Raw genomic sequence first — 17222 nt, forward strand, 5'->3', positions numbered from 1 at the left:
GCTAACACAAGAGGCAGCCCGCGCGCTCATACGGCAGATCAGCACGTGCATTGGCGGCTATCGCACCACGGGCGGCGTGGTTTCAAAACGCCGCCCCCCGCCCCCGTTTCAAGCGCTGCCGGTAAGGGACGGCATCTTACTGGGAGCGATCCGAGGTCCAGCCCTTGTACTCGGCGACGTTGTCCCTGGTCACGAGCTTGGACGGCAGCAGCTCGACGGTCGAGGCCGGCTTCTGGCCATTGAGAATGCCGACACCGACCTGCACGGCCCGCCGGGCCATGAAGAACGGGTCCTGCGAAGCCGAGGCGTGGATCTGCGGCGACTGCGGATCTTTCAGCGCGGCTTCGATATCGGGCGCGCCGTCGACCGCGGTGATGACGATGCCGCTGCGGTTCTGCTGGCGCGCCGCAAGGTCGGTGCCGATCGCCTGCGGATCGTTGATGGCGAAGATGGCGTCGATCTTGGGGAAGCGCGTCAGATAACCCTGCGCGACGGTGAGGCCACCTTCGCGCGAGCCTTTGCCGTCCTGGTCGTTGGACAACACCTTGATGCCGGCGTTCTTCGAGAAAACGTTCTTGCAACCGACGACGCGGTCGATCACGGCGGAGACCTGCGGCCCGTTCTCGATGATGACGTCGCCCTTGCCGCCCAATTTGTCGACGATGTACTGGCAGGAGATCTCGCCGGCCTGCACGTTGTTGGTGGTCACGGTGGCATCGGCGCCTTCGGCCGCGGTGTCGACCGCGACGACGACGATGCCCGCGGCCTGCGCCTTCTTGATCGCCGGCCCGATCGCCTTGGGATCGCCGGGGTTGAGCAGGATCAGGTCGACGCCGGCGGCAATGAAATTGTCGATCTGGGTGACCTGCTTGCCGAGGTCGTATTCGAAGCCGACTGCCGTGATCTTCACATTGGGATTGGTCTTCTTCGCCTCGAACTCGGCGCCCTTCGACAGCGCGACGAAGAACGGATTGCCCATCGATCCCAGCGAGACGCCGATCGACTTGAGCTCCTTGGCGAAGGATGGCGCGGCGCTGAGGGCAAGCGCCGTCGCGGCGCCGGCGAGCATGATCGTCTTCAACATGGACTTCCTCCCTAGTCTGTCTTCGTCCCCGGCGCGGCAGACCAGTTGCCGCAACGGAACCTCGCATTCACGTTCTGGCCGAACCTTGCAGCCGGTAGCGATCGAGCGCCACGGCGCCGATGATGACCAGGCCCTTGATGACATATTGCCAGATGTCGGAAACGCCGACGAGGATCAGGCCGTTCGACAGCACGGCGATGATCAGCGCACCGACCAGCGTGCCCCAGATCGAGCCGATGCCGCCGACGAAGGAGGTGCCGCCCAGGATCACGGCGGTGATCGCGTCGAGCTCGTAGGACTGCCCGAGCTGCAGGCCGTTGGCCGCATAGAGCCGCGCCGCCTGCATGGCGCCGCCGAGCCCGGCGAAAAGCCCGGAGACGCCGTAGACGAAGATCAGCACGCCCCAGACCTTGATGCCGGCAAGCCGCGCCGCGCTTTCATTGCCGCCCACCGCGTAGATGTGCACGCCGAGCACGGTCCGGCGCAGCACCAGCCACGAAATGAAGATGACAAAGAGGGCGATCACCGAGAGCCATGGGATCGACGCAACGCCAGGGATGAGGGTCAGTGAGCCGTTGCCGATGAAGGCATAGGGAATGGACGGATTGAACACGGTGGTGTCGGCGCCGAGCAATCGCGCCAGGCCCCGTACCGCGGTGAGCGAGCCGAGCGTGACGATGAAGGGCGGCAGGCGGAGCAGCGCGATCAGCGCGCCGTTGACGATACCGAAGCCGAGGCCCGTGAGCAGCGCGGCCGGCAGCCACAGCATTCCGAGCTCCGGCAGCTTGGAAAGCGTCAGCCCGGCCATGGCGGAGGCCGCCAGGATCGAGCCGACCGAAAGGTCGATGCCGCCGGTGAGGATGACGAAGGTCATGCCCGCGGCGAGCACGGTGTTCACCGCTGCCTGCTGCAGCACGATGCCGAGATTTTGTCCGGTGAAGAAGCGTCCCTCGGACAGCATGTGGAAGCCGATGCAGAGAATGAGCAGCACCGGCAGCATGCCGAGAGCGCTGATCAGCACCCTCACCCGCTGGCGCTTTGACTCTGCGGCGGCACCGTTGGTCGTCGCCGGTGCGGGCTTGGCCTGCGAGGCACCATTGTCAGGCATCGAGATGCTCCATCCCCGTGGCAAGCGCCATGATGTCTTCCTGGTTCAACGGCGCCGTCTCGGTTCGCCGGACCTCGCCTGCGACCAGTCCCGACCGCATCACGACGACGCGGTCACAGATTCCGATGATCTCGGGCAGGTCGGACGAGATGACGAGGATCGCGGTGCCGGCTTTGGCAAGATTGTCGATGATCGAATAGATCTCGGATTTGGCGCCGACGTCGACGCCGCGCGTCGGCTCGTCGAGGATCAGCACCTTAGGCGCAATGGCAAGAAGCCGCGACAACAGCAGCTTCTGCTGATTGCCGCCGGACAGGCCGCCGGCGGGAACGCCGACATTGGCGGCGCGGATGCTGAGCCCTGCGAAGGCCCGATCGGCGCGCTCGCGCGCCTTATCGCGATCCAGGAACCAGCCGAGCTTCGCATCGCGGCTGAGGACCGCGAGGTTGATGTTGTCCAGACATGACATGTCGAGAAACAGGCCGAGCGCCTTGCGGTCCTCGGTCAGATAGGCGATGCCGGCCTCGAGCGCCTCACCCGGCGTGCGGATCTCGACCGGCCGTCCCTCCAGTTCGAGACGTCCGGACGTCTTGTGCGCCGCGCCGATGATGAGATGCGCAAGCTCGGTACGACCGGCGCCGATCAGGCCGGCGAGACCAACCACCTCACCCGCGTGCACGGTCAGCGAGCAGCCCTTGACGCGCAGGCCATCGGCCATGTCGATCGCGGCGAGCACGGGATGGCCGCGTCCCGCCTCGGGATCATGGTCCTTCTTGTAGAACGATGAGACGTCGCGCCCGACCATCAGCCGCACGATGGTGTCCGCACGGATTTCGGGCTTGTCGAGCGAGCCGACCAGCCGGCCGTCGCGCAGCACGGTGACGCGGTCGCCGAGCGCGTAGACCTCGTCCATGCGATGCGAGATGTAGATGATGGCGAGGCCCTCGGCGCGAAGCTGGCGGATCAGCGCGAACAGCCGTGCGCTCTCGCCGGCCGACAGCGCCGTGGTCGGCTCGTCCATGATCAGGATCTTCGATCTCGCGTGTAGCGCACGCGCGATCTCGACCAGTTGCCGCTGCCCCATGGACAGATGCGCCACCAGCGTCGACGGCAGGAAGTCCGCACCGAGCCGCTTCAGGATGGGACCGACGCCCTCGCGCATGGCGCCGCGCGCCAATAAACCTGTCCGAGACATCTCCCGTCCCAGATAGATGTTCTCGGCAACACTGAGATTGGGGGCGAGCGACAGCTCCTGATAGATGATGGAGATGCCTGCCGCGCGGCCGCCGAGCGGACCTTCGATCCGTACCGGCTGTCCTTCGATGCGGATCTCGCCGCCGGGATCAGGCCGATAGGCGCCCGACAGGATCTTCATCAGCGTCGACTTGCCGGCGCCGTTCTCACCCATCAAGGCATGGATTTCGCCAGCATAGACGGTGAGATCGACGGCACGCAGCGCCTTGATGCCGAAGAAGGATTTTGAGACCCCGCGCATCTCGAGGATCGGATCGTTCATCGTGCCTCCCGGCGCACAATGCGTTTCCCACCCGCGTCTCAATCATTCTGTCAGCGCGGCTTGCGCATTAAACAAAAGGCCGCGGCACAGGGCAATACCGAACAGGCGGGAACGCAGCATCGCGGCGGCGCTAGTGGCGCGGACGATACAGTTCGCGCCAGGCGGGAAGCCGCTCGGCATAAGCATCAGTCAGCCCGGTGTCAGGTTCGAACGTCTCGATGCGCTGCGGCCGGGTGCACACGGTGGCGATCGCCTCACCGGTGACAGCAAGTCGCCCCAATCTCGCCGCACCGAACGCGGCACCGGTCTCACCTCCGGCGAAACGATGGATCCGAACATTCAGCACGCTCGCCAGCACCGAGAGCCAGAAGCCGGACCGTGAACCACCACCAATGGCATCGGCTTCCGTAATCACAATGCCAGCATCGGCGAGCGCGTCGCGGCAATCGGCCAGTGCAAAGGCAACGCCCTCGAGCACCGACTGCACGATCGCCGCGCGGTCGGTGCCATGGCTTAGACCATCGAGCATGCCGCGCACGGCGGGATCGTCGTGCGGCGTCCGCTCGCCGGCGAGATAAGGCAGGAAGCTCACGGGCGATGGTGCCTGCGGGCGCGATCCAAGTGGTGCCAGCAACTCGGCCTCGCTGACGCCGAACAGGCGCGCGGCCCAGGCGAGGCAGGAGGCAGCCGACAGGATCGCGCCGGCCTGAATCCACATGCCGGGAATGGCGTGACAGAACGTATGCACCGCGCGGTCCGGGTTCGCAGCGATTGTGCTGGTCGGTGCCAGCAGGGCACCCGAGGTTCCCAAAGATACGAACGCGGTTCCCGGCTGGATCGCACCGATGCCGACGGCGCCCGCCGGATTGTCGCCAGCGCCACCCGCGATCACCGGCTGCCTCACCATGCCCCAGCGCCGCGCGAGTTCGCTGCGCAATGTTGTTGCTGGCGCGCATCCCTCGACCAGGCGCGGCGTGTGATCGCGCGACAGGCCGGTCGCGGCCAAGGCCTCGTCCGACCAGTCCCGGCGTGCGACGTCGAGCCATAGGGATCCCGATGCATCCGAGGCGTCCTCGATGGCTTCGCCTGATAACACCAGGCGCAGATAGGCCTTCGGCAGCAGAACGAGTCTCGTCGCTGCAAAGATCTCAGGTTCGTGCGTCGCAACCCAGAGCAGTTTCGGCGCGGTGAATCCAGCCATCGCCTTGTTGCCCGTCACCGCACGCAAGGCCGGCCAGCGGTGCTCCAGAATGCGACACTCGGCGGCGGCGCGTCCGTCGTTCCAGAGGATGCAGGGCCGCAGCGGCCTCAAGCTCGCATCGAGCAGCGTGGCGCCATGCATCTGACCGGACAGCCCAATGCCCTTGACCGCCGCCAGCTCTTTTCCATGCGACGTCTTCAGGGCATCGAGCGTGGCGAAGGTCGCCTCGATCCATTGCGCGGGGTCCTGCTCGGAATAACCCGATTGCGGCGAGGTGATCGTCAGCGGCCGGCTTTCGCTTGCAATCACGCACTGGGCAGCGTCGACGAGAACGGTCTTGACTGCGGAGGTGCCGAGATCGATGCCGAGATACATGACTGCTTCCGCTCACTTCGCCGCGTCGATCCAGATCCCCGGCTCGGAATGCTCGCGGATGTGGCTGACCAGGAAGTCGGAAAACACCCTGATCTTGGCGGGCAGCCGGACGCGGTTTTGATAGGCGATGTTCATGGTGAGCAGCGGAAGCTGCCAATCCCTCAGGACGGGCACCAGCCGGCCGGCCGCGATGTCGCTCTGCACGATGTAAAGCGGCTGGATCAGGATGCCGAGCCCCGCGCGTGCCGCACCGCAGATGATCTGGCCATCATTGCTGTCGAGCGTCGGCGCGATCCGCACCGTCTGCGTCGTGCTGCCCTGGCTGAGTCGCAGCGAATAGGGATCGTTGGCGAGATTGTAGATCAGCATGTTGTGGCGGGCGAGATCGGCAGGGTGCTCCGGCCGCCCATGCTTCTCCAGATATGACGGCGCCGCCGCGAGCACGCGGTGCATCTGACCGATGCGGCGGACGATGATGTTGGAATCCGGCTCGTGCTCGCGCGTGCGGATCGCCACGTCGATGCCGGCCTCGATGAAGTCCAGGTAGCGGTTTGCGCTGATGATCTGCACGCTGAGATCAGGATAAAGCGCGCGGAAGGCGGGCAACATCGGCGCGAGATAGATCATCGCAAAGGACAGCGAGCTCGTCACGCGCAGCATACCCTTCGGCGACAGCGCGCGGTCGGAGACGGCATCCTCGGCTTCGGCGAGCTCGTTCAACAATGTGCTGCAGCGCTGCAGGAGTTCCTGCCCTGCCTCCGTCAGCCACTGCCGACGCGTGTTGCGTTCGATCAGCCGGACTGCAAGCCGCTCCTCCAGCGCGCTGAGGTGGCGGCTGGCGGCCGCGTTCGACATCCGCAGGATTTCGGCGGCCTTGGACAGGCTGCCGAGCTCAGCGGTTTTGGCGAAGACTTCGAGTTGAAGCAGCCGGTCCATTTTTGCGAAAATAGGAAAAGAGACTTACAAATTTTGGCCTTTATTTCCGTTTTCTGCAAGTCAAAATAGCCTCAACAGAGCATAATCGCAGGCGAGGAAATCAGGAAATGTCGGGCCCGATCAGGCACATCGTGATGTGGCGGCTGCGCGGGGAGACCCCCGAGGAGCGCTCCGCCGCGCGGGTCAAGGTCAAGACCCTGTTCGAGGGCCTCAAGGGCCGGATCGACGGCCTCACCCATATCGAGGTCGGCGTGGACGTCAGCGCGGTCGACTACGCCTGCGACGTGGTGCTGTTCTCCGAATTCACAGACCAGGCCGCGCTCAGCGCCTATGCCAACCATCCGGAACATTTGCGCGTGCGTGAGGCCCTTGGCGACTTGCGGATCGGGCGGTTCCAGGTCGATTATCCCATCAAAGAGACCGGCGCATGATCGGTTCATTCACCTTTGAAAACCTGCCCTGCCGCGTCGTGTTCGGCAGCGGCACGTTGGCCAGCGCCAAGGCCGAGGTCGAGCGGCTCGGCGGCACGCGCGCGCTGGTGCTGACGACGCCGCAGCAGGAGGCGCAAGGCAAGAGCCTGGGCGCAGCGCTCGGCGCGCTCTATGCCGGCATCTTTCCCGGCGCCACCATGCATACGCCGGTCGATGTCACCGAGCGTGCGCTCGCGGCCATGAAGGCGTGCGAAGCTGACTGCGTCGTCTCGCTCGGCGGCGGCTCGACCACCGGCCTCGGCAAGGCGCTCGCCTTGCGCACCGGCGTCAACCAGCTCTGCATTCCCACCACCTATGCCGGCTCGGAGATGACGCCGATCGTCGGCCAGACTGAGAACGGCCTGAAGACCACGGTGCGCGATGCGGCAATACTGCCCGAGACTGTGATCTACGATGTCGACCTCACCCTGACGCTGCCGGCGAGCCTGGCTGCGACATCGGGCATCAACGCGATCGCCCATGCGGTGGAGGCGCTCTATGCGCGCGACACCAATCCTGTGACATCGCTGATGGCGGAAGAAGGCATCCGCGCGCTGGCACGCGCGCTGCCCGCGATTGCCGCCAGAAGCGACGACCGCGAGGCCCGCAGCGAAGCGCTCTACGGCGCCTGGCTCTGCGGCGTCTGCCTCGGCACCGTCGGCATGGCGCTGCATCACAAGCTGTGTCACACGCTCGGCGGCACTTTTGATCTGCCGCATGCCGAGACCCACACCATCGTGCTGCCGCATGCGCTGGCCTACAATGCCCCCGCGGTGCCCGATGCGATGGCGCGCATCGCGCGGGCGATCGGCGCGGCCGATGCATCGCAGGGGCTTTATGACCTCGCCAAGCGGTTGGGTGCGAAGATGGCGCTCCGCGATGTCGGCATGCCCGAGAGCGGCATCGACACGGCCGCCGATCTCGCCGTCACCAACGCCTACTGGAATCCGCGGCCGCTCGAGCGCAACGCCATCCGCGACCTGATTGCGCGCGCCTGGGCTGGCGAGCCGCCGGGCGCGTTCAGAGCTACGGCTTAAGGCGATGCGGCGCACGCTGATCAGATCCGCGACCGTCATCAGTATGGATGACACGATCGGCGATCTCGCGACCTGCGACGTGCTGGTCGAGGGCAGCCGGATCGCCGACGTGCGTCCATCGATCGACCTCGGAAGCGGCGAAGCAGAGATCATTGATGGAACGGGACGCATCGTCATCCCCGGCCTGATCAATGCGCATATGCACACCTGGCAGACGGGCTTGCGCGGCTTTGCCGCGAACTGGACGCTGCTGGAGTATTTCCGCCGCATGCATGCCGGGCTCGCCACCGTGTTCCGGCCCGAGGATATCCACATCGCAACCCTCGTCGGCGCGCTGAACCAGATCAATTGCGGCACCACCACACTGGTCGACTGGTGTCACAACAATCCGACGCCTGATCATACCGACGCTGCTGTGCGCGGCCTGATCGAGAGCGGCATCCGCGCCGCCTTCTTTCATGGCTCACCAAAACCGGAGCCGAAGCCGGGCGAGCCGCATTTCTCGGAAGTGCCGCATCCGCGCCGCGAGGTCGAGCGGCTGCTCGCGGGCCTCCTTGCCGACCGCGACGGCCTGGTCACGCTGGGCCTGGCGATCCTTGGTCCGCATTACTCGACGCTCGACGTCGCCATGCACGATTTCCGCCTGGCGCGGGAGCTGAAGCTGATCGCATCGATGCATCAGGGCGGCGGCCCGGCCAAGACGCCCGGTGGCTGGGAGAAGCTGATCGAGGCCGGCCTCGTCGGCGCCGGCATCAACATCGTTCATGGCAACGACCTGCCCGATGATCTGCTCGATCGTCTCGTCGATCTCGGTGTGTCCTTCTCCGTGACGCCCGAGAACGAGATGATCCAGGGCCACGGTTTTCCGATCACCGGGCGGCTGCTCAAGCGTGGTGTTCGGCCTACCATTGGGATCGATCTGGAATCCATGTTGGCCGGCGATCTCTTCTCCGCGGCGCGTGTTGCGCTCTCGATGCAGCGGGCGCTCGACAATGCGGAATCGCGTCAAGTGAACGGCGCCATTCCGGCGACGACCACGATCCCCGTGCGCGAGGCGCTGCGCTGGATCACGACCGAAGGCGCCCGCATGCTCGGCCGGGAGCACCAGATCGGCTCGCTGACGCCGGGCAAGCTCGCCGACCTCGTCATCATCAACGCCTCCGATCTCAATCTTGTCCCGGTGCACGATCCCGTCGCGACCGTGGTGATGCAGACGAGCCTCGCCAACATCGAGGCGGTCATGATCGGCGGCGCCTGGAAGAAGCGGAATGGCCGGTTACTGGTCGAAGGGCTGGACACGAAGAAAGAGCTGCTGGCGCAATCCGGCCGGCGGCTGGTGCAGGACATCGAACGACAGGGACGCGCCGCCTGAGGCGGCCTGCGAACAACAACAATGACAGACACCTCGAAAAACGTCGCTTTCATCGGGATCGGCAAGATGGGCTTGCCGATGTCGGTGCTCGTCGCCAAGGCCGGATACGCCGTCACCGCGTTCGACCAGAGCGTGGCGCGGCTCAATGAGGCACGCGCACAAGCGATTTCGATCGTCGCCTCGCCCGCCGAGGCCGTGAGCGGCAAGGCGGCCATCGTCACGTCCTTGCCAGATGACGCTGCCCTGCGCGGTGCGCTGCTCGGCTCCACTGGCCTCATCGCGGCGATGGCGCCCGGAGCTGTCCTGATCGAGACCAGCACTGTGAGCGTTGAGGCTTCCACAGAAGTCGCAGCTGCCTCCCAGGCGCGGGGTGTTGCGTATCTTCGTTCGCCGGTCTCCGGCAATGCCAGCATCGTCCACACGGGGGCGCTGACCTGCTTCGTCTCGGGACCGAAGGAGGCCTTCGAGAACGCGAAGCCGCTGTTCGCTGCCTTCACCCGCGCCCAGACCTATCTCGGACCTCAAGAGGAAGCGCGCTACGCAAAGCTCGCGGTCAATCTGATGATCGCGGTGTCGGCGGCCATGATGGCGGAGAGCCTGGCGCTGGCGCGCAAGGGCGGCATTGCCTGGCAGGACATCCTGAAGGTGCTCGACGACAGCGCGGTGGCCTCGCCGATGGTGAAGTATAAGACCGCGCCGCTGCGCAACCGCGATTTCGAGTCCACCTTCTCCTGCAAGCAGATGGCCAAGGATCTCGACCTGATACTCGGCGCGGGCCACGCCGTTGGCGTACCGCTTCAGCTCGCCGCGCAAGTGCGCGAGACCTATGGATCTCTGGTCGCGCAAGGCAACGGCGACACCGACTTCATCGCGACCGTCAAGCATCTCGAACGGCTGTCCGGCCTCGGCGAACCCAAACTCTGATCGGCGGAAGGCACATATGCGCAATTTCAACGAGAACACGATCACCGATGCGGTGCTGGAGCGGATCAAGCACGCAAGCGATCCGCGCATCAAGCAAGTCAGCGAAGCGCTGGTCCGCCACCTTCATGCCTTCGTCCGCGAGATCCGGCCGACCCAGAAGGAATGGGAGTTCGGCATCGATTTCCTGACCCGCACCGGGCACATGTGCGACGACAAGCGCCAGGAATTCATCCTGCTGTCGGACACGCTCGGCGCCTCCATGCTGGTCGATGCGATCAACCACCCGGTGCCGGAAGGCGCCACCGAGACCACGGTGCTGGGACCGTTCTTCGTGCAGGCGTCGCCCGAGAAACAGAACGGCGCCGACATCTCCGGTCCGATGGAGGGCGATCCGATGCTGGTCACCGGCTCGGTGTCGACCGTCGACGGAAAACCTCTTGCCGGCGCGGTCGTGGACGTCTGGCATTCCGACGATGATGGTTATTACGACGTGCAGCAGCTCGACAAGATCGGCGACCTTGCGATGCGCGCGCGCTTCCACACCGATCAGAATGGCCGCTTCAATTTCTGGTCGATCAAGCCGGCCGCCTATCCGATCCCGCATGACGGCCCGGTCGGCGACATGCTGGAGGTTCAGGGACGCCATCCCTGGCGCCCGGCGCATGTGCATTTCATGATCTCGGCACCCGGCTTCGAGCAGCTGGTGACCCACGTATTCGTCGCCGGCGACCAGTATCTCGACAGCGACGTGGTGTTCGGCGTCAAGGACAGCCTGATCCGCGAATTTGTGCGCTGCCCGCCCGGCCGTGCGCCGGATGGTCGCATGGTGGACGACGAGTATTTTCATCTCAACTATGATTTCGGCCTGAAGCAGGTTGCGGGCAGCGCGCAGGCCGCCTAAGCCGAACCACAACGCAGCGGACCGGCAAGAGTCCGTCATCGGGGCAGACAGGGAGCAAGGATGGGACCGCGGGCCAGCACGAGCATCTTGGCCGAACGCCTCACGGGCATGATCGGCTCGCGCGCGAGCGTTGCGCGCGGCGTGCTCGATCAGCATGGGCAGAGCGAGTCGCATTATCGCAATTTGCCGCCCGACATCGTCGTCTTCCCGGAGACGACGCGGGAGGTCGCGGAGATCGTCAAGCTGTGCGCGAGCGCAGCCATGCCGATCGTCCCGTTCGGCGCCGGCACCTCGCTCGAAGGCAATGCGGCCTCGGTCGCCGGCGGCGTCTGTTTCGACTTCGCGCGCATGAACAAGGTGCTCACCGTTCACGACAGCGACATGGATGTCGTGGTGCAGCCCGGCATCACCCGCAAGCAGCTCAATGCAGAGCTGCGCAATACCGGCCTGTTCTTCCCGATCGACCCCGGCGCCGACGCCTCGATCGGCGGCATGACATCGACGAGGGCCTCCGGCACCATGGCGGTGCGCTACGGCACCATGAAGGACAACGTCATGGCGCTGGAGGTGGTGCTGGCCGACGGCCGGGTGATCCGAACCGCGAAGCGCGCGCGCAAGTCGGCAGCCGGCTACGACCTGACGCGCATGTTCGTCGGCGCGGAGGGCACGCTCGGAATCATCACCGAGATCACGCTGAAAGTGCATCCCGTGCCGCAGGCGATCTCGGCCGCGGTTTGCAGCTTCGACACCCTGCACGATGCCGTCGACACCGCCATCTCCGTGATCCAGTCCGCGATTCCCGTGGCGCGCATCGAGCTGCTCGACGACGTCATGATGCGTGGCATCAACGCCTATGCTAAGCTCGGCTATTGCGAGGCCCCCACCCTGTTCTTCGAGTTCCACGGCTCAGAGTCCTCCGTCGCTGAGCAGGCCGAAGCCGCGCAGGCCATCGCCGCCGACCATGGCGGTCACGGCTTTGCCTGGGCCAAAGCAGCGGAAGACCGCAGCCGGCTCTGGCACGCCCGTGACAACACGCTCTATGCCGGCCTCGGCCTGCGACCCGGCGCGCGCGCCGTGATCACCGATGTCTGCGTGCCGATCTCGCGGCTGGCGGAATGCCTGACCGCAACGCGGCGTGATGCGGACGAGCATGGCTTTACCGCACCGATCGTCGGCCATGTCGGCGACGGCAACTTTCACATGCTGATCCTGATCGATCCCGCAAAACCCGAGGAGACCGAAGGCGCCAAGGCGTTGCAGGCCCGCATGGTCGCCCGCGCCATTGCGATGGACGGCACCTGCACCGGCGAGCACGGCATCGGGCTCGGCAAGATCGACTATCTCACCGACGAGCTCGGCGAGGCCGTGGATGTGATGCGGTCAATAAAGACCGCGCTCGATCCTGATGGACTGATGAATCCGGGCAAGATCTTTGCGAGCGGAGCCAAGGTATGAGCGACGCGATTCCGATCGAGGTCACCTCACCCACGCCACTGCTGGAGCTGCGCGGCATCAGCAAGGAGTTTCCCGGCGTCAAGGCGCTGGATGACGTGTCCTTTGCCGTTTTCCCCGGCGAAGTCCACATGCTGCTGGGCGAGAACGGCGCCGGCAAGTCGAGCCTGATGAAGGTGCTGTGCGGCGCCTACCGCGCCGATGCCGGCGAGTTCTACCACATGGGCGAGAAGGTCGTGATCGCCTCGACCGCGGATGCGCAGAAGCTCGGCATTGCCGTGATCTTCCAGGAATTCTCGCTGGTCCCCTATCTCGACATTGCCCAGAACATCTTCCTCGGCCGCGAGCCTGGGGGACGCATCCCCGGCACCATCGACCGTCGCAAGATCCTGGCCGATGCGAAGCGCGTGCTCGACACGATCGGCTTCGACATCGATCCCTCCACCACTGTCGACAAGCTCGGCGTCGCACAGCAGCAGATGGTCGAGATCGCCAAGGCGATCAGCCAGAACGCCCGCATCCTCGTCATGGACGAGCCGACCGCGGCGCTGTCCGACCGCGAGACGGAGCTGCTGTTCGCGCTGATCGCGCGGCTGAAGGCCGACGGCGTCTCCATCGTCTATATCTCGCACCGCATGGCCGAGGTGTTCGCACTCGGCGACCGCATCACCGTGCTGCGCGACGGCCGCCGCATCGACGGCGTCAAACCGGCCGACGTCACGCCAGACCAGCTCGTGCGCATGATGGTCGGCCGCAACGTCGACATGACCTATCCGCGCAACTTTGCCGACACGCCCGGCGAGCTGCTGCTCGAGGTCAAGGGCCTGACCGCCTCGACCGGCATCTCCGACATCAACATCGAGGTGCGCCGGGGCGAGATCGTCGGCCTGTGCGGCCTGGTCGGCTCGGGCCGCAGCGAAGTCGCGCGCGCCATCTTTGGCGCCGATCCCGTGACGTCGGGCGAGATCATCTTCGACGGCAAGGCCATCTCCGGCGAGCCGGACCTCGCCGCTCGCCGCGGCATCGCGCTGATCCCGGAGAGCCGCAAGAGCGAGGGTCTCGCGCTGCTGCGCTCGGTGAGCGACAATCTGGTGGTGTCGGCGCTACGAAAGCTGTTCCCGAGCGGGCTGTTCGACCAGCGTGGTGCGCAGCGCACCTCCGATGCCCTGATCCGGCAATTGAGGATCGCCACACCGAGTGCGCGTCAGACCGTCGGCCTGCTCTCGGGCGGCAACCAGCAGAAGGTCGTGATCGGCAAGTGGCTGGCAGCCGGCTCAAAGCTCTTCATCTTCGACGAGCCGACGCGGGGCATCGACATCGGCGCCAAGTCCGAGATCTTTGCGCTGATTGACCGCCTGGTCGCGGAAGGCGCGGCTGCGCTGATGATTTCGTCCGAACAGGTCGAGATCTGCCATGTCTGCGACCGCGCCTATGTGATGCGCGAGGGGCGCATCGCCGGCCATCTGAACCGCAACGAACTGACCGAGGAGAACATCGTGCGACTGGGGATGCATCATGCGTGAAGCCGCGGTCGTCTCTCAACCCAACCCGCTGCAACGCATTCCCGGCGTTGCCATCGTGCTGGTGCTCCTGATCACGCTGTTCAGCGCGATCGCGCCCGGCTTCCTGTCGGTCGCCAACCTCTCCAACGTGCTGGTGCAGTCGACCATCCTGACCATGCTCGCGCTGCCGATGACGCTGATCATCATGACCGAGGGGCTGGACCTGTCGATGGGCGCGGTGCTGACGCTGACCTCGCTCTGCGTCGCGATCGTGTCGCTCGCGACCAAGTCGATGTTGCTGGGTTTAGGCGCCGGCCTGCTGGTCGGCGCGGCATTCGGCGTCGCCAACGGCTGGCTGGTGGCGATCCTGGGCATTCCGCCCTTCGTCGCCACGCTCGGTACGCTCGGCATGGCGCAGGGCCTGTCGCTGATCGTCAGCGACGGCCAGAGCGTGGTCGGCATCCCCCACAGCGTGCGCGACATCTATTCGGCGACGCTGCTGGGCGTGCCCGTGCCGATCGTGATGGCGCTGGTGACCTATGCGGCGTTCCACGGCCTGCTCTATCACACCCGTTTCGGCACCTACATCTTCGCGCTCGGCGGCAACCGAGAGGCGCTGCGCTATGCCGGGCTGTCGCCGAACAAGCTGCTGATCGCGGTCTACGCGATCGGCGGCGCCATGGCCGGCATCGCCGGCCTGTTGATGACCGCGCGGATGAACTCGGGTCATCCGACCGCCGGCCTCGGCCTCGAATTCGATGCCATCGCAGCCGTCGCCGTCGGCGGCACCTCGTTCGAGCGCGGCAATGGCTGGCTGCTCGGCACCCTGCTCGGGGTGCTCTCGGTCGGCGTGCTGCGCAACGGGTTGAACCTGATCTCGCTGCCGTCCTCCGTGCAGGTTGCCAGCGTTGGCGTCCTCGTCATCGTCGCGCTGTTCCTCGATGGTCTCAGGAGCCGGGCATGACCGACATCACCAAAGAGGCGATGATGCCGCCCCGCTCCTTCCTGTCGCAGGATGCGATCCAGGTGTTCTATCGCCTGCTCGCGGCCCTCCTGATCTGCGCGGTGCTCGCCGTGCTCAGCGATTCCTTCCTGAGTCTCGGCAACATCCTCAACGTGCTCCGGCAGGCGAGCCTGACCTTCTTCATCGCTTCCGGCCTGACGCTGGTGGTGCTGACGGCCGGCCTCGATCTCTCCGTCGGCGCCAATGTCGCGCTGTCCGCCTGCATCGCCGGCACCGTGATCCACAAGACCGGCTCGCCGGCGCTCGGCATCCTCACCGGGCTTGCCTGCGGCGGCCTCGTTGGCCTGCTCAACGGCATCATGGTCACCGCGCTGCGCATCCCCTCCTTCATCGCCACCTATGGCATGCTCTGGGTGCTCAACGGGCTCACCTATTGGTACATGGCGGGCGAGACCCTGCACGGCTTCCCGGCAGGCTTCCGCCAGATCGGCAGCGGCTATCTGTTTGGCCTGCCCATCCCCGTCTATCTGCTGCTGGTGTTCCTCGGCATCGGGACGCTGTTCGCGCAGCGCACGATCTGGGGCCAGGAGATCTATGCGATCGGCGCCAACCCGGTTGCGGCGCGGCTATCAGGCATTCCGGTCGCGCGCCGCCTGCTGCTGGTCTACGCGGTGTCAGGCACCATGGCGGGACTTGCCTCGATCATCTTCCTGTCGCGGCTCAATTCGGCCGAGGCCGACATCGGCGAAAGCCTGACGCTGCCCGCGATCGCGGCCGTGCTGATCGGCGGCACCTCGCTGTTCGGCGGCGTCGGCACCGTGTTCGGCACCTTCATCGGCGCGCTGATCCTGACGCTGGTGCTGAACGGCATGAACCTGCTCTCGGTCAGCGCCAACTGGCAGCCGCTCGTCACCGGCATCATCGTCATTCTCGCGGTCTGGCTCGACATGAAGACCCGCCGCCGCGCGCAATAGGTGTTTTTCGATATCCAACAAGCAAAACGAGGGATGGAGGCAATATGAGACAGACACTGAGCTATCTGGCGCTGCCGCTGCTGATGGCGGCCGCGTTCACCACCGAGGCGCGCGCCGACGGCGAGACCATCGCCGTCTTCACCAAGAACCAGACCAACCCGTTCTTTCAGACGGTGCGGGTCGGCGCCGACAACATGGCGAAGACGCTGAACGCCAAGACGCTGCAATACATCCCGACCAAACCGGACTCCATCCCCGAGCAGCTCAGCCAGATCGAGGACGTCGTGGTGAAGAAGCCGAGCGCGATCGTCTTCACGCCGGTCGACTACAAGGCGATGGTGCCTGGTGTCGAGAAGATCAACGAAGCCAAGATCCCGGTCGTCAACATCACCGACCGCTCCGCGGGCGGCAAGTTCCTGTCCTTCGTCGGCGCCGACGATTACAGCCTAGGCCTGGAGACCGCGCGCTTCCTGCTGAAGACGCTGGGCGGCAAGGGCAACATCGTCATCATCGAGGGCGTCAAGGGCTCGCTGACCAATGTCGACCGCGTCCGCGGCTTCAACGACGCGCTCAAGGAGACTCCCGGCGCAAAGCTGCTGGCGTCGCAGCCCGGCAACTATCAACGGCTCCAGGCGCTCCAGGTCATGGAAAATTTGATGCAGTCGAATTCGCAGATCGACGGCGTGCTCGCCGCCAACGATGCCATGGCGGTCGGCGCGATCGAGGCGCTCGACGGCGCCAACCGCAAGGCCCAGGTGATCGGCATCAACGGCACCAAGGAGGCGATCGACGCGATCAAGTCCGGCAAGCTGCTCGCGAGCGGCGACTACAACGGATTCGCGCAAGGCTGCCTCGGCACCATGATCGCGATCCGGTCCCTGCGCAACCAGCCGGTCATCGCCGAGATCGTGCTGAAGCCGACCGTCATCACCAAGGACAATTTTGGGCCGTTCGACGTGCCGCTGGAGCAGCGGACCTGCCCGACCTTCGAAGAGGCCGGCAAGCTCAGCGCGAAGTAGACCAACTCTTCACATCAAGTCCGGACGGCCGTCGCGGCGGCCGTCCCAAGAACCGAGTTAAGAAACGGAGACCATCATGCTGTTCGCCATTCACGCCGTCGACCGCGCCGGCGCGCTGCCGACCCGGCTCGCCAATTACGATGCCCACAAGGCGTTCCTCGGCGACACCTCGCGCTTCGGCGTCAAGATCGTGATGTCGGGGCCGCTCGTCTCCGACGACGGCCAAACGATGATCGGCAGCCTGTTCCTGATCGAGGCGTCCGGCCGTGGCGAAGTCGAAGCGTTCAATCGCGCCGATCCCTTTGCCGCCGCCGGCATCTGGGAAAAGGTCACGATCACGGGCTTCCTGCGCCGGCAGGGCTGAGGCCGGCACCATCAAAAAATGCG

Annotated in this window: 16 protein-coding genes; 11 read left to right on the forward strand and 5 right to left on the reverse strand. The window is 65.5% G+C overall.

Translation table 11 applies throughout. From position 1 onward, the window contains the following. Positions 1 to 136: 136 nt before the first annotated feature. The 5 genes from AABA86_RS15570 to AABA86_RS15590 form a co-directional block, all read right to left on the reverse strand. A complete protein-coding gene (locus AABA86_RS15570; protein ID WP_212248616.1) occupies positions 137 to 1084 on the reverse strand; it encodes an ABC transporter substrate-binding protein in 948 nt (315 codons plus the stop codon). Between the two features lie 67 nt (positions 1085 to 1151). Further along, complete coding sequence (locus AABA86_RS15575) at positions 1152 to 2192, reverse strand: ABC transporter permease subunit (RefSeq protein WP_212248615.1); 1041 nt, start codon at positions 2190 to 2192, stop codon at positions 1152 to 1154. After that, positions 2185 to 3708, reverse strand: a complete 1524-nt coding sequence (locus tag AABA86_RS15580; RefSeq protein ID WP_338307431.1) for a sugar ABC transporter ATP-binding protein — start codon at positions 3706 to 3708, stop codon at positions 2185 to 2187. The genes AABA86_RS15575 and AABA86_RS15580 overlap by 8 nt, the downstream gene beginning before the upstream one ends. Positions 3709 to 3838: 130 nt before the next feature. Next, on the reverse strand, positions 3839 to 5284 hold the full coding sequence (gene xylB / locus AABA86_RS15585; protein ID WP_338307432.1) for a xylulokinase: 1446 nt from the start codon (positions 5282 to 5284) through the stop codon (positions 3839 to 3841). Positions 5285 to 5296: 12 nt separating this feature from the next. Further along, on the reverse strand, positions 5297 to 6220 hold the full coding sequence (locus AABA86_RS15590) for a LysR family transcriptional regulator (protein WP_212248612.1): 924 nt from the start codon (positions 6218 to 6220) through the stop codon (positions 5297 to 5299). A gap of 107 nt (positions 6221 to 6327) precedes the next feature. Here AABA86_RS15590 and AABA86_RS15595 point away from each other — a divergent pair, with 107 nt between their 5' ends. The 11 genes from AABA86_RS15595 (at position 6328) to AABA86_RS15645 (ending at position 17199) form a co-directional block, all read left to right on the forward strand. After that, on the forward strand, positions 6328 to 6651 hold the full coding sequence (locus AABA86_RS15595; protein ID WP_212248611.1) for a Dabb family protein: 324 nt from the start codon (positions 6328 to 6330) through the stop codon (positions 6649 to 6651). Continuing rightward, a complete protein-coding gene (locus tag AABA86_RS15600; RefSeq protein WP_338307433.1) occupies positions 6648 to 7727 on the forward strand; it encodes a maleylacetate reductase in 1080 nt (359 codons plus the stop codon). Before AABA86_RS15595 ends, AABA86_RS15600 begins: the two co-directional genes overlap by 4 nt. 4 nt (positions 7728 to 7731) lie before the next feature. Next, on the forward strand, positions 7732 to 9099 hold the full coding sequence (locus tag AABA86_RS15605) for an amidohydrolase family protein (RefSeq protein ID WP_338307434.1): 1368 nt from the start codon (positions 7732 to 7734) through the stop codon (positions 9097 to 9099). 21 nt (positions 9100 to 9120) lie between these two features. Then, positions 9121 to 10023 (forward strand): NAD(P)-dependent oxidoreductase, encoded by a 903-nt coding sequence (locus tag AABA86_RS15610; protein ID WP_338307435.1) that lies wholly within the window; start codon positions 9121 to 9123, stop codon positions 10021 to 10023. Positions 10024 to 10039: 16 nt separating this feature from the next. Beyond that, positions 10040 to 10924 carry an intradiol ring-cleavage dioxygenase gene (locus AABA86_RS15615; RefSeq protein ID WP_338307436.1) on the forward strand — a complete coding sequence of 295 codons (885 nt, stop codon included), beginning with the start codon at positions 10040 to 10042 and terminating at the stop codon, positions 10922 to 10924. A 60-nt stretch (positions 10925 to 10984) separates the two neighbouring features. Beyond that, complete coding sequence (locus tag AABA86_RS15620; protein ID WP_338307437.1) at positions 10985 to 12379, forward strand: FAD-linked oxidase C-terminal domain-containing protein; 1395 nt, start codon at positions 10985 to 10987, stop codon at positions 12377 to 12379. Further along, positions 12376 to 13899 carry a sugar ABC transporter ATP-binding protein gene (locus AABA86_RS15625; protein ID WP_338307438.1) on the forward strand — a complete coding sequence of 508 codons (1524 nt, stop codon included), beginning with the start codon at positions 12376 to 12378 and terminating at the stop codon, positions 13897 to 13899. The genes AABA86_RS15620 and AABA86_RS15625 overlap by 4 nt, the downstream gene beginning before the upstream one ends. After that, positions 13892 to 14842, forward strand: a complete 951-nt coding sequence (locus tag AABA86_RS15630; protein WP_338307439.1) for an ABC transporter permease — start codon at positions 13892 to 13894, stop codon at positions 14840 to 14842. Before AABA86_RS15625 ends, AABA86_RS15630 begins: the two co-directional genes overlap by 8 nt. Then, on the forward strand, positions 14839 to 15816 hold the full coding sequence (locus AABA86_RS15635) for an ABC transporter permease (protein WP_212248603.1): 978 nt from the start codon (positions 14839 to 14841) through the stop codon (positions 15814 to 15816). Before AABA86_RS15630 ends, AABA86_RS15635 begins: the two co-directional genes overlap by 4 nt. Before the next feature lie 44 nt (positions 15817 to 15860). Further along, positions 15861 to 16835, forward strand: coding sequence for a sugar ABC transporter substrate-binding protein (locus AABA86_RS15640; protein WP_338307440.1), 975 nt, complete (start codon positions 15861 to 15863; stop codon positions 16833 to 16835). A gap of 76 nt (positions 16836 to 16911) precedes the next feature. Further along, entirely contained in the window at positions 16912 to 17199 is a 288-nt protein-coding gene (locus AABA86_RS15645) for a YciI family protein (RefSeq protein WP_338307441.1), read from the forward strand. Positions 17200 to 17222: the final 23 nt, after the last annotated feature.

Origin of the sequence: Bradyrhizobium sp. TM233 (genome assembly GCF_036247965.1) — a bacterium.
Classification (GTDB): Bacteria; Pseudomonadota; Alphaproteobacteria; order Rhizobiales; family Xanthobacteraceae; genus Bradyrhizobium; species Bradyrhizobium ottawaense.

Coding starts and splice junctions, on each gene's coding strand:
- AABA86_RS15630 (WP_338307439.1), top strand. CDS start 13,892: ATGCGTGAAGCCGCGGTCGTCTCTCAACCCAACCCGCTGCAACGCATT.
- AABA86_RS15645 (WP_338307441.1), top strand. CDS start 16,912: ATGCTGTTCGCCATTCACGCCGTCGACCGCGCCGGCGCGCTGCCGACC.
- AABA86_RS15620 (WP_338307437.1), top strand. CDS start 10,985: ATGGGACCGCGGGCCAGCACGAGCATCTTGGCCGAACGCCTCACGGGC.
- AABA86_RS15590 (WP_212248612.1), bottom strand. CDS start 6,220: ATGGACCGGCTGCTTCAACTCGAAGTCTTCGCCAAAACCGCTGAGCTC.
- AABA86_RS15605 (WP_338307434.1), top strand. CDS start 7,732: ATGCGGCGCACGCTGATCAGATCCGCGACCGTCATCAGTATGGATGAC.
- AABA86_RS15610 (WP_338307435.1), top strand. CDS start 9,121: ATGACAGACACCTCGAAAAACGTCGCTTTCATCGGGATCGGCAAGATG.
- AABA86_RS15595 (WP_212248611.1), top strand. CDS start 6,328: ATGTCGGGCCCGATCAGGCACATCGTGATGTGGCGGCTGCGCGGGGAG.
- xylB (WP_338307432.1), bottom strand. CDS start 5,284: ATGTATCTCGGCATCGATCTCGGCACCTCCGCAGTCAAGACCGTTCTC.
- AABA86_RS15600 (WP_338307433.1), top strand. CDS start 6,648: ATGATCGGTTCATTCACCTTTGAAAACCTGCCCTGCCGCGTCGTGTTC.
- AABA86_RS15635 (WP_212248603.1), top strand. CDS start 14,839: ATGACCGACATCACCAAAGAGGCGATGATGCCGCCCCGCTCCTTCCTG.
- AABA86_RS15575 (WP_212248615.1), bottom strand. CDS start 2,192: ATGCCTGACAATGGTGCCTCGCAGGCCAAGCCCGCACCGGCGACGACC.
- AABA86_RS15640 (WP_338307440.1), top strand. CDS start 15,861: ATGAGACAGACACTGAGCTATCTGGCGCTGCCGCTGCTGATGGCGGCC.
- AABA86_RS15625 (WP_338307438.1), top strand. CDS start 12,376: ATGAGCGACGCGATTCCGATCGAGGTCACCTCACCCACGCCACTGCTG.
- AABA86_RS15570 (WP_212248616.1), bottom strand. CDS start 1,084: ATGTTGAAGACGATCATGCTCGCCGGCGCCGCGACGGCGCTTGCCCTC.
- AABA86_RS15615 (WP_338307436.1), top strand. CDS start 10,040: ATGCGCAATTTCAACGAGAACACGATCACCGATGCGGTGCTGGAGCGG.
- AABA86_RS15580 (WP_338307431.1), bottom strand. CDS start 3,708: ATGAACGATCCGATCCTCGAGATGCGCGGGGTCTCAAAATCCTTCTTC.